The organism is Caballeronia glathei (assembly GCF_000698595.1).
Lineage (GTDB): Bacteria > Pseudomonadota > Gammaproteobacteria > Burkholderiales > Burkholderiaceae > Caballeronia > Caballeronia glathei.
This window is the reverse complement of record NZ_JFHC01000134.1, coordinates 1-10,067: the sequence shown is the minus strand read 5'-3', so window position 1 is coordinate 10,067 and position 10,067 is coordinate 1. Positions and strand designations below refer to the sequence as shown.

Genomic DNA, 10,067 nt, shown 5'->3' with positions numbered 1-10,067 from the left:
AGTCAGCCAGCAATTGTTCCATCACTACGCTCCTCATTGGGTCGCAACCGAAGGCGTTCCCTCGCCCGGTATCGCCGGCCGCGTGCGGTTGTCCTGGGTGATCCTAGATCATTCTTTACGCGAGCGTGCATATAAGAAGCTGTTGCGAGTGCGACGGGTGTCGCCGTCCGCCGAACGTAAATCGGCAACGTAGTGGATGGCAAAGCTCTTCTCTGCCTTGTCACATTCAGCGACCTGAGCCAATGGCCGGTTGCATCCCTTCGCAATGGGTGCACGTCGTCACGGTGCCATCGGGGAATAGACAGGTGCTAAACGGATAGGCCGGAAGTACTCCGGTCGGTACAGATGGGAACGCGGCAACCCCGATTCTTCGCCAACGGTCCGGCTCATTGGAAAGGTGGCAGGTGGACCGTAAGGAACACTGTTGAGGGAGCGGGGATGACCGCGATCGGGATGCCTTTCGCGTCGCTGAGCGGGGCGAACCGCCACGTTGTCACGCAGCTCGATGCCCCCGTCGATGCCATTCCACGCATTCGAGGCAAGCGGGGGCGTCCACTGCATAAACCGCAAATCGTTCAGGGCGACCGGGGCTACAGTTCGGAACCCCATCGACAGCGTTTGAGAAAGCGCGGCATCGATGAGGTGGTGGTGTTTGCTGCCGAGCTTGCGCCGGTCCGTCGGATTCGGGCCGGTTTTTTTCCTGCCAGCATCGCGCGAATCGACGAACTGTCCACAAGCGCTCGTGACAAGTCGATTTCGCCACGACGGCGCAGTTCGGCCAGCAACGTCTCGTGGATGCGTTGCCAGACTCCTGCTTCTTGCCATGCCACGAGCCGTCGCCAGCAGGCGGTGCCCGAACCGCATCCCATCTCTTGCGGTAGCAGATTCCACGCAATGCCGGAGCGCAGCACGAACACAATGCCCGTCAGCGCGGCCCGGTCGGGAGTCGGCTTGCGGCCCGCATACTGGGCCCCTTCGAGTACATGACATGTCGGTTAAGGAGGCCTACCACACATTCGACAACCGCTTTTGCGGCTCGGGAGAGGGAGACTCGCACGGATGCCTCAGTGGTCACCGGAAATTGGAGAATCGTCGAGGGATTCCCGGCCATCTTATTCGAATCCATTCAACTGCCCCCCATGAGTGCAACGGTGGCGACGAAAGTGCTGCCTTAAGTTCTTTCCATTCGTCAGGAGCGACTGGACGGAAGATCGCACTTGTCCGATACTACTGTACATCCAAACAGCGGTTGCCAGGTACAGACATGAGCGGACACGCTAAATACCGAGATTGGTCGATCAAGGTCGCGCCGGTGATACATGGCGACTTGTTTCGGGCTTGCGTCGTCGTCACTGGCAGCCACGCCGAAGGCGAGCCACAAGGCTTCGTATTCAACGACCTCGGCGATTGCGCGACGCGCGACGCTGCCTACAATCGCGGAATCGCGTGGGCGAAGCGTTGGGTCGACGAAAACTTCCGCCGACGGAAACCTCTGCCTATGAAGATTCAGCACCGAGAGTGGCCAATCACATCGGCGCCCCAGCGGCGCGGCCATCTCTGGCAAGCCTGGGTCGAGGTCGAGCGGGGTCCGTGGGAAGATGAAGGCCAAGGCGAGATTTTCCACTTCACCGACATCGGCTACTACGACACCCAGAAACCGGCCAAACAGCGGGGTCTCGAATGGGCGAAAGCGTGGCTGGATAGCAACTACTGAGGACATCAATGAGCGAAGCGGAATACGCCCACCTGATTAGCAAGTGCCGCGAGGCAAAAGCCACGGGCATCGGCATGCTCTCGACCGGCGAAAAGCTGGCGGCCGCCATCGTGCTGAACAAGCCCGACTGGATCCAAAACCTGAACTACACGCTGGCCGAAGCGTTCGATCGAGTCGGTCCCTACTGGTGGCCGTATCTGAAGCGCGCGCAGCAAGAGCTCGACGGCGACGAATGGGACGAGCCACCCCTCCACAACGCCTGATGGAGCTGAGCCCCTTTGCGATTACGAGCATTTTTGCGCAATGTTGATTAACGCCACACCCATGCGCGTGCGCGGCAAGGCGCTCGAGCATTATGAGGTTCAGAAGACACCGGGCGTGCGCGGCGACATGATCGTGGTCCAGGAGAAGTCCACGGCGCTCAACCGCTACTCGAACATCGCGCGCTTCCAGGTCACTGGAGTCAGTGATCCACAGCCGATGCCACCGCTACACGACGCAGTTCTCTCGTGGATGGGGCCGAACGGTTTCGTTCTGAGCGGCATTGAGTTTGTCGATGGCGTCTCCTGCGCGCAGTCCTGGTGGTGCCGGCCCGCTTAACAGCAAAAATTAAGGAAAGCAAAACGATCGCAGCACTTTTTCGTAACCAAAATTGAACCGACGATCAACGAGAATGAACAAGCATATCCTCGCCGCGGTCGCCGCGACCACTCTGCTTTCCGCGTGCGCCAGTTCGCCAGTGCTCGATGCGGATGCCAAGGGCGTACCTCCGAGCCGGATGCTGGCGTTTCAGACCCACACGAGCCCGCGGCAGGTACGCGTCATCATCATTCGGGATAGCGCCTTCTTTGGATCGGCCTGTGATCTTGGTGTGAAGATTGACGGCACTCTTGCCGGCGCGCTTGGCTCCTCGGAGCGTGCGATTTTCTGGGTCGAGCCGGGCGATCACGTGCTCACACTTTCGGCGTACAGCGGTGGCCTTTGTTGGACACCGGCGAGCAAGGGCACCGAAACACACATTAAGCCCGGACAGGATCGCCGATACCGAATCGTCTACAACCAAGAGTTCAGCCTCACGCCGGAGTGACGCCGACCCTCCTCAAAGCCGGAGGATTAGTGTCTGTCCAAGCGCAGAAGGGGTGCAAGCGCCGTACCGGTCGAGCCATCATCAACCAATCATCTTCAAAGTTATCGACGGGGCTTGGCACTAGTTAAGTCACTTGGGCGAAAACCTTTCAGCTCTTCTTTTGCGTGGCGATGTCGGCTTCTTCATACGCGGAACAGTCAAGCCGTAGATCGGTGTCGGCCATCGACAACTGCAGCAGCGCGCAGTGATGCGGCGATCGCTTTGGATTCTTGCTGACTTCGAAATGCGCGCACGAAAAGGCACATGCGATGCGCAGGGATTTGTTCTTGCGGTTCCAGTTGCCGGATCGCCTTCAGGATCGTCCGGTAGAGCGCGGCCTGTTCCTCGGCACGCAGCGTGCCGACCGCCTTCGCGAGGAAGTCGGGCCATTTGAGCGCATGTTTCGCCGCCGTCCGTCCGCGTGCAGTCAGACGCACTGCTAGTGCGCGACCGTCGTCGATTGCACGACGCTTCTCGACGAGTCCCTTTTCTTCCAACGTGCTCACGGCATCGCTGATCGTCGCCGCGGTGAGGGCGGTTTCCCGTGCGATTGCGCCCAGACGCATCGGTCCTTTGCGCTGTGTCAGTAAGACCAGAATTTCGCCCTGGGTCGGAGTGAGCTTCGCGCCTTCCGCCCATTCCCATGCCTGACTGCGCATCGCCGTGCTCAGCCGCAGCAAGTCCGTGCGTCACCCGCCCGGGCGCCTGCGGTCCATATACCCCTTCGCTCATATCGTTATCTCCGTACGTTCGGGTGCACGATCATTTTAAGCCATACGAACGGATTCTTCGGATTTCGTCAGTTTCCGGAACTTCTGACCTTATGCACTTGACGGACAGCCCGTCGCGCTGGTCTCCTAATGGACCAACCAGTATCAAGACTGACGCCGAGTTTGCGAAGACGAGCGAGCGCCTCACCAGCGTTAATAAGCTTACAATGGGCCCAGTTCTGTATGTGGACAATGCCCGACCTCGTCCAGATGTCCCGCGCTGACGCATAAGCGTGAGCCGGTGATCGACAAACACACCTAAGCGAAGACATGCCCGTATCAAGGAAGCGGAAAAAGAACTCAGTAACGCGCCCAAATCATGATCGCCAGAAGAGGGAACTATATCTGCCTCTGACGCGCGCGGGTGCCGACGCATTGAGTCTGCAGGTCCGACTGGCGTTCGAAGAGGTGCGTCAAGGCAGAGGCGACAAGGAGGCAGCGCTCAATATGTCGTCCATCGTGCTGCTCGTAAAGACGCTCTCCGAGGACGGCTTCGGTCTATTGCCATCGTCGTTGCTTGATGAGGCAACACAAGGCATATCCAATGTTCTCGCTGGTGGTCTGGACACTGACAAATGGCAATTTTCTGATCGTTTGGTAGCGCAGGTGAACGCTATCGTTAACGAGTACGACCGTCACCTGCAGGAAACGCGGCTGCAAGCAATCGCGGCAGCGTATGCCAACGCGGATCGCAAGCTGGTAAGAGATGCTAAAAAGAGCGCTGCTGCGCCAGAGAGGTTTGTCAAAGCCGTCTCAACTAACCGATCGCCGAAAAGTTGATGCCGTTCGGTGGAAGCCCAGAGCGGCGCGCGGTTACAATCCTGTTTACACTGGACGGGTCTAGTCGCACGGTCAGGAACAAACATGGACTCTCCACGCATTATGAGTCGACGCGGGCAGCGTCTCGGTTGGCTTGTCGTCGCGATTAGTTCCGGACGCTATGGTCCTGCGGTCGCCGCGCGCAACGAAGCTTTTCTCAATGACTACGTCGCCGCGACTCGCGCGACGACTAAATCGACGCCAACGGGAACGCAGTGTGGGGCGTTATATGAGGATCTGCTCGAACTGTTTCTTCGCGGCTATATAACTCGCGTGAAACAGAGGGCCGATAATTCAAGTCTTTCAACATACTGGTTCTATGCATACCGCATTACGGCGGACGGTAGACGAGCAGTTGAAACACTCGACGCCAACGGTTGTATCACGTTCGAATAAAGCGAACGGAGGGTCTTCTTGGTGGTCCGCCATATGTCGATCCATCTCATGTTTAAATACGCTAGTCGCAACGTTGGGAGTGAAAATGGTCTATCCACGCGTCATAAGTCCGCTCAGGGAGCGGCTTGACTGGCTTATCGTCGCGATTAATTCAGGAAAATATGGCGCCGCTGTTGGCACACGCACTGAGGCCTTCATCAAGGACTTTGCCGCTGCGACTAGCTCGGGCATCAAGCCGACGTCAATCAGGCGGACTCGTGTCGTGCTAGGCGGAGATCTGCACGAGCTCGTTGAGCGCGGACATGTAACACGCGCGCGAGAGAAGAGCGACGGTTCGGGGTGGTCTTATGCATACCGTATTACACCCGCCGGCCGACGAGCGGCCGAAACTATCGTGGAAGGGATTAGCCGCGTCACCCTCGAATGGGACGGAGATCTCGTTCTGGACGGCCTACCGAAAAATTCATCATAGTACTTGGCCCTACGACGAGATCACACCCAGCCTCGTTCGCCGAAAAGGGCACAGTTTTCACTTCTGTGGCACCCGACACGCCGGCCGATTTTACAGCCGCTCGCCACAAACCGGACGTCTATCGCGCCACCCCCGACCGATCACCTTGAGGGGCACACCGCCACAAACCGTGAGAAACGGCTGTCGGATGACACCAAAAACGGGTCGTTGAATTTAAACCGATTTTTCAGAAAGGGTGCACGAAGCGTCCGGCGTGTGCCACGGAAAATGAAATAACAGTCGCGCGCTGCCGCACTAAGTGAAAAAACGTTTTCTCATCGGCGCGCTTGAAGCCGCCAGTCAGTCGCAACCCTGCGGCCGCGTGAAGTCATTCAGCGCTCGATAGATGCATGGGTGGCGGGTAACCTCGATGACGTAGATCGCCGCGACTGCGACGAAAAAAAGCCAGAACATGAACTCCTCCTGTTTCAAGTGACGAGTTCTGTCTGCCAGGCAATCTTCGGGGTTCGGGGCAATAAATTAGATTGACCGCAGAGGGCTAGGAAAGAATCTTGCTCATCTCGGCTTTGCGTCGCTGTTCGAATTTCTTCATATATATGAGGGATAAGCGACAAAGGAGACGAGCATGTGCTACGGGAAACCCGACGAGATCTTAGCCCTCGTCTTGCAAGCACACCCGCCTACGCCGAATGGACACGGGCATACGGCGATTGATGACTTCGACCACTTCTGCGCCTATTCGGGATGTAACCCCGGCGAGGTGAACCACGAAGCCTTCGGCTGGGCGAAGCTCGCCTATATCAGCGCGGGATTGCCGAAGACATGAGCGCTATCCCGCTGATCGGCGCGGCGGACCTGATGCTTCCCACGCTCGCGCCTTCGCCGTTCTCGCATGAGGACTGGCTTTTCGAGCTGAAGTACGATGGCTTTCGCTGTCTCGTCCGAAAGGTCGGCTCGCACATCGAGTTGATCTCCCGCCGAGGCAATTCCTTCAATCGCTCGTTTTCGGACATCATCGAGGCTGTCATGGGCGTGCCGGGAGACTTCGTGTGGGATGCCGAGCTAACGGTAGACGAGCCGACCGGCCAGTCGTCACTCGAGCGCCTTCAGTGGCGCGCCCTCGCCACATGGCCAATGCATGTGCGCGCCGCGGCAAAGCAAGATCCTGCCCGCCTGTACGTCTTCGACGTGCTCGCGGCGGGCGGGCGTGACTTGCGGCGGCTTCCCTTGCTTGAGCGTAAAAAGGTGCTGCGCGACTCGTTCGATAACACGGGCGTGCTCGTTAATGTGGCCGGCGTGGTCGCGGCGGGCGCATCGGTGTTCGAGCAGGCGAAGGCGGACGGCTTCGAAGGCGTCATTGCCAAGCGGCTCGACTCAACGTATCAGCGCGGACGTTCAAACGATTGGCAAGACATCAAGCATGCTGAATATAGCCGACCGACCGCGCGCTCGGATGGGGCCGCAAAACCAAGGAGGCGAAGTGATAACCGAAGAGGAAGCGCTTGATGAGATCAATCAAAGGCTCGACGAAATTGAACGCCTCTATGCCGGGATGGGTGACAAGGTGTCCAAGCATGCGGACCGAATCATCGCGCGCCTCGATGTGCTGATCAAACTCTACGAAGCGAGACCTCATGAATAACGTGCGCTCGGCCGTCACAGTCTTTCACCTGCGCTTTGTCTGCATCACGGACCTCGATGAAGGCGGCATTAGCGCGACCAACGATGTCGAGCGAGTGCTCGCGAGTCTGGTGCAGATGGAGGAACTATGCTCCGGCGACATCGTTATCTATCAAGACAGGGAAGGCTGGTGGGACCAAATCGTCATCGATCACGAATGCCGATTCGTCGCCTGGAAATCGCTCAACGAGCGCACGCCTCAAGCGGCAATGGTCCGCATCCTCAACGATGTCACGCGCTCTGCCTCATGAGCACCGTCCCGACAATATCGCTCGGATGGGGACGCAAGTAAATGAAACGTTAAAGACGAGGCCGACCCGATGCTTGCCGATTCCTTGCTTGAACTGCTGCTTGGTCTCCCGGAGGGAGCAGCGTTATTACTTCCTATCGAGTTCAACCGCGCGACCATTGAGGTTGCTGTCGACAGCGCAGCCAAAGCCGACCCAAGCAAACGGTTCAAGGTCGGCGAGCATCGTTCTCGCGCCACCACGCACGAGCACGTAGTGCGCTACCTCCGCATCGAACAAGTGAGCGACCATGAAAGTTGAACAACTATGCGGCCGTGAACTAGACGGCTGGTGTGGAGGGCCGAAGGCGGTTCGCCTGAGGAGGAGCCGCCGCCATACTCGACAAGCTGGCCCGAGGCCGGACCTATCATCGATGCATGACGGTGAAGTCCTGCAGATCGAGCGCTGCAACCTCGTCGAGCGTTCCCTCGTGCGCGCCGTCGTTGCCGTAATCCTTCACGCAGGCCGAAAGCTCCCGTAGTCCTTCGTCCAGACGCTCGGTGTCGAATAGCCAGATTAGGCGAAGGCCGAGGCTGTACCGTATCTTCCCTGTGAGACCATCGATGTTCTCTTCCGGCATCAACGCTAGGTGGGTGGAAATTCACGCTTACCTATCTACGTCAGCAGTTTTTCACTCACCTGGCACAGTTTTCACTTTCTGTGGCACCTGACAACATCTGTCCGTGGCCAGGATTCGACACCGGCCGCCCAGCAGTCGCCACGGAATGTGAAATATCCCTGTCGCTCTGCCGCGTTAAATGAAAAAGCCCGGCATGTCCTCGTTGATGCAGCAGGATTCGAAGGCCGGTCGCGGCACCGACGCGTTGCCTGTCGCCGGACAGCGACGGGCAAAAACCGGCCAGGAGCAGTCATTCGCAGTCGGTTAGCGAACGTCTGTTGACGAGCGACGACCCGCCATTTTTTAAAGCGACGACGACCGATGACTAGGCAGACGGGCCGCACGAGCGACGGTGATTTTCGTTTGAGCGATCCGTTCGCGTGCGTCTCGCCAAGAGCAGGGCTTTTGCCGCCACGTCACGTACGATTGTCTTGTTTTGTGGCCAGCCCCCCGCGTCAGAATACTTGTCGCTCCAATAGAATCAATGAACCGGGGGCGATGATGAGAAAACGAATTGGCAAAATACGGACAAGCATTCAAGGACAGAGCGGTTGCGCGGTTGCTGCCGCCGGAGAGCGCGGCGTTGGAAGACGTTGCACGTGAGGTTGGCGTGGGAGTGGGGGACGCTGGAGCGCTGGCGCAGTGATGCGCTGTCCAGGCCCGCTCGCGAGCGGGCCTGGACAGCGGCGGCCCGATTTGACGCCGTGCTGACGACCGCTGCGATGGACGAGGCTGCCAAGAGCGCATGGTGCCGCGCCAACGGCGTGTATCCGCACGAGCTGGCTTCCTGGCGGCAAAGCGCCACGCAGGCGCTGGCCGAGCCCGAGGAGGCGCGTGCCAGCCCGCAGCAGACGCAGCAGGACCGACGTCGCATCAAGGAACTCGAGCGCGAGCTGCGGCGCAAGGACCGTGCGTTGGCTGAGACGGCGGCGCTGCTGGTGCTATCAAAAAAAGTCGCGGCGATCTTCAGCACGGGCGAGGACGAATGATCGACCTCGAAGATCGCCAGTCGATGGCCCGCGATATCCACACCGCGCACAAGGCCGGCGCACGGCTGCGCCTGGCCTGCCAGACGGCCGGCATCGACGTGCGCACCCTGCAGCGCTGGAATGCCGGCGAAGGCCTCGTATCGGGCGATGGAAGACCTCATGCGGTACGCCCGCAACCTTCCCATGCGCTGAGCGCCGCCGAGCGTGCCGAGGTGCTGCGGGTGGCCAACGAGCCGCGCTTCGCCGATATGCCTCCTGCGCGCATCGTGCCAATGCTGGCCGACCAAGGCGTGTATATCGCCAGCGAATCCACCTTCGCCCGCGTGCTGCGCGAGCACGGACAAACTGCACATCGGGGCCGGGCGAAAGCGCCCAAGGCTGGCCGACCGCCGACCACGCACATCGCTTGCGCACCACGCGAAGTCTGGTGCTGGGATATGACGTACTTGCCCGCCGAGGTCGTCGGTCAATGGTTTTACCTGTACCTGATCCTGGACCTGTACAGCCGCAAGATCGTCGGATGGGAGGTGCACGAGGGCGACGATGCCAGTCACGCTGCCCATCTGGTGCGGCGCACGGCGCTGGCCGAGGGCATCGCTACTCTGGCGGACAAGCCGGTGCTACACGGAGACAACGGCTCCACGCTCAAGGCCACGACCGTGCTGGCCATGCTCCACTGGCTTGGCGTGAAGCCATCGTACTCACGCCCACGCGTCAGTGACGACAACGCCTATGCCGAGGCGCTGTTCCGCACGGCAAAGTACCGCCCGGAGTTCCCCGCCACGGGCTTCGCCGAGCTCAATGCTGCACGCGACTGGGCGAGCGACTTCGTGCATTGGTACAACTTCGACCACCGTCACAGCAGCATCCGCTACGTCAGCCCGGCGCAGCGCCATGAGGGAGACGATCACGCGATCCTCGCCGCTCGTCACGAGGTGTATGTCCAGGCGCGGGAACGTAAGCCGGCCCGCTGGTCAGGCTGCACGCGAGACTGGACGCCCATCGGTGCCGTCACGCTCAATCCGGAGCGCGAGTCAGTCATCACGATGGCCTCGCACGCTACACTTAGACAGCCTTTGGCTGCATGACTGAGGCGACAAGTACCTTGACACGCGCCGCCAGTCTGTATGTGATAGAGGACATTATCATGTATACAGGTAACAATGGTCCCCCGGTGTCATAGTAGTTGTCGCCT

Annotated in this window: 13 protein-coding genes and 4 pseudogenes; 14 read left to right on the top strand and 3 right to left on the bottom strand. The window is 59.4% G+C overall.

What is annotated here, in order from left to right; translation table 11 throughout:
- Nucleotides 1-193, top strand: a 193-nt coding sequence (locus BG61_RS43775; protein WP_206540633.1) for a hypothetical protein, incomplete at its 5' end; no start/stop codon positions are given.
- Between the two features lie 251 nt (nucleotides 194-444).
- Nucleotides 445-636 (top strand): annotated as a pseudogene (locus BG61_RS41010) (IS5/IS1182 family transposase); the annotation flags it as partial.
- Here BG61_RS41010 and BG61_RS41005 read toward each other — a convergent pair.
- Nucleotides 631-959: pseudogene (locus BG61_RS41005) on the bottom strand (transposase); the annotation flags it as partial. The pseudogenes BG61_RS41010 and BG61_RS41005 overlap by 6 nt on opposite strands.
- Nucleotides 960-1,264: 305 nt before the next feature.
- Between BG61_RS41005 and BG61_RS44485 the strand changes: the two are divergent.
- The 4 genes from BG61_RS44485 to BG61_RS36925 all read left to right on the top strand — a co-directional run bounded on the left by BG61_RS44485 (nucleotide 1,265) and on the right by BG61_RS36925 (nucleotide 2,801).
- Entirely contained in the window at nucleotides 1,265-1,714 is a 450-nt protein-coding gene (locus BG61_RS44485; RefSeq protein WP_233469266.1) for a hypothetical protein, read from the top strand.
- A gap of 8 nt (nucleotides 1,715-1,722) precedes the next feature.
- The gene (locus BG61_RS36935) at nucleotides 1,723-1,977 is read left to right on the top strand and encodes a hypothetical protein (RefSeq protein WP_051673055.1); all 255 of its coding nucleotides are present in this window, start codon (nucleotides 1,723-1,725) and stop codon (nucleotides 1,975-1,977) included.
- Between the two features lie 40 nt (nucleotides 1,978-2,017).
- The gene (locus tag BG61_RS36930) at nucleotides 2,018-2,314 is read left to right on the top strand and encodes a hypothetical protein (RefSeq protein WP_035943095.1); all 297 of its coding nucleotides are present in this window, start codon (nucleotides 2,018-2,020) and stop codon (nucleotides 2,312-2,314) included.
- A 73-nt stretch (nucleotides 2,315-2,387) separates the two neighbouring features.
- Nucleotides 2,388-2,801: a hypothetical protein gene (locus BG61_RS36925; RefSeq protein ID WP_051673054.1), complete on the top strand. Its 414-nt coding sequence runs from the start codon at nucleotides 2,388-2,390 to the stop codon at nucleotides 2,799-2,801.
- A gap of 148 nt (nucleotides 2,802-2,949) precedes the next feature.
- On the opposite strand, the pseudogene BG61_RS36920 reads toward BG61_RS36925, so the two are convergent.
- Nucleotides 2,950-3,572 (bottom strand): annotated as a pseudogene (locus BG61_RS36920) (MarR family winged helix-turn-helix transcriptional regulator).
- A gap of 413 nt (nucleotides 3,573-3,985) precedes the next feature.
- Between BG61_RS36920 and BG61_RS36915 the strand changes: the two are divergent.
- The 7 genes from BG61_RS36915 (at nucleotide 3,986) to BG61_RS36895 (ending at nucleotide 7,525) form a co-directional block, all read left to right on the top strand.
- The gene (locus BG61_RS36915) at nucleotides 3,986-4,390 is read left to right on the top strand and encodes a hypothetical protein (protein WP_152565285.1); all 405 of its coding nucleotides are present in this window, start codon (nucleotides 3,986-3,988) and stop codon (nucleotides 4,388-4,390) included.
- Nucleotides 4,391-4,474: 84 nt separating this feature from the next.
- A complete protein-coding gene (locus tag BG61_RS42530) occupies nucleotides 4,475-4,825 on the top strand; it encodes a hypothetical protein (protein WP_152565284.1) in 351 nt (116 codons plus the stop codon).
- A 1,097-nt stretch (nucleotides 4,826-5,922) separates the two neighbouring features.
- Nucleotides 5,923-6,123, top strand: coding sequence for a hypothetical protein (locus BG61_RS36910; RefSeq protein WP_035943091.1), 201 nt, complete (start codon nucleotides 5,923-5,925; stop codon nucleotides 6,121-6,123).
- Nucleotides 6,120-6,803 (top strand): ATP-dependent DNA ligase, encoded by a 684-nt coding sequence (locus tag BG61_RS36905; protein WP_063741171.1) that lies wholly within the window; start codon nucleotides 6,120-6,122, stop codon nucleotides 6,801-6,803. Before BG61_RS36910 ends, BG61_RS36905 begins: the two co-directional genes overlap by 4 nt.
- Entirely contained in the window at nucleotides 6,778-6,939 is a 162-nt protein-coding gene (locus BG61_RS43095; RefSeq protein ID WP_158447314.1) for a hypothetical protein, read from the top strand. Before BG61_RS36905 ends, BG61_RS43095 begins: the two co-directional genes overlap by 26 nt.
- Nucleotides 6,932-7,228: a hypothetical protein gene (locus BG61_RS36900; protein WP_035943087.1), complete on the top strand. Its 297-nt coding sequence runs from the start codon at nucleotides 6,932-6,934 to the stop codon at nucleotides 7,226-7,228. The genes BG61_RS43095 and BG61_RS36900 overlap by 8 nt, the downstream gene beginning before the upstream one ends.
- 69 nt (nucleotides 7,229-7,297) lie before the next feature.
- Nucleotides 7,298-7,525, top strand: coding sequence for a hypothetical protein (locus BG61_RS36895; RefSeq protein ID WP_035943086.1), 228 nt, complete (start codon nucleotides 7,298-7,300; stop codon nucleotides 7,523-7,525).
- Nucleotides 7,526-7,631: 106 nt separating this feature from the next.
- Here BG61_RS36895 and BG61_RS36890 read toward each other — a convergent pair whose 3' ends face one another.
- Nucleotides 7,632-7,844: a DUF4145 domain-containing protein gene (locus BG61_RS36890; RefSeq protein ID WP_035943083.1), complete on the bottom strand. Its 213-nt coding sequence runs from the start codon at nucleotides 7,842-7,844 to the stop codon at nucleotides 7,632-7,634.
- Nucleotides 7,845-8,397: 553 nt separating this feature from the next.
- On the opposite strand from BG61_RS36890, the pseudogene BG61_RS36880 reads away from it, so the two are divergent.
- Nucleotides 8,398-9,960: pseudogene (locus tag BG61_RS36880) on the top strand (IS3 family transposase).
- The last annotated feature ends 107 nt before the right edge of the window (nucleotides 9,961-10,067 follow it).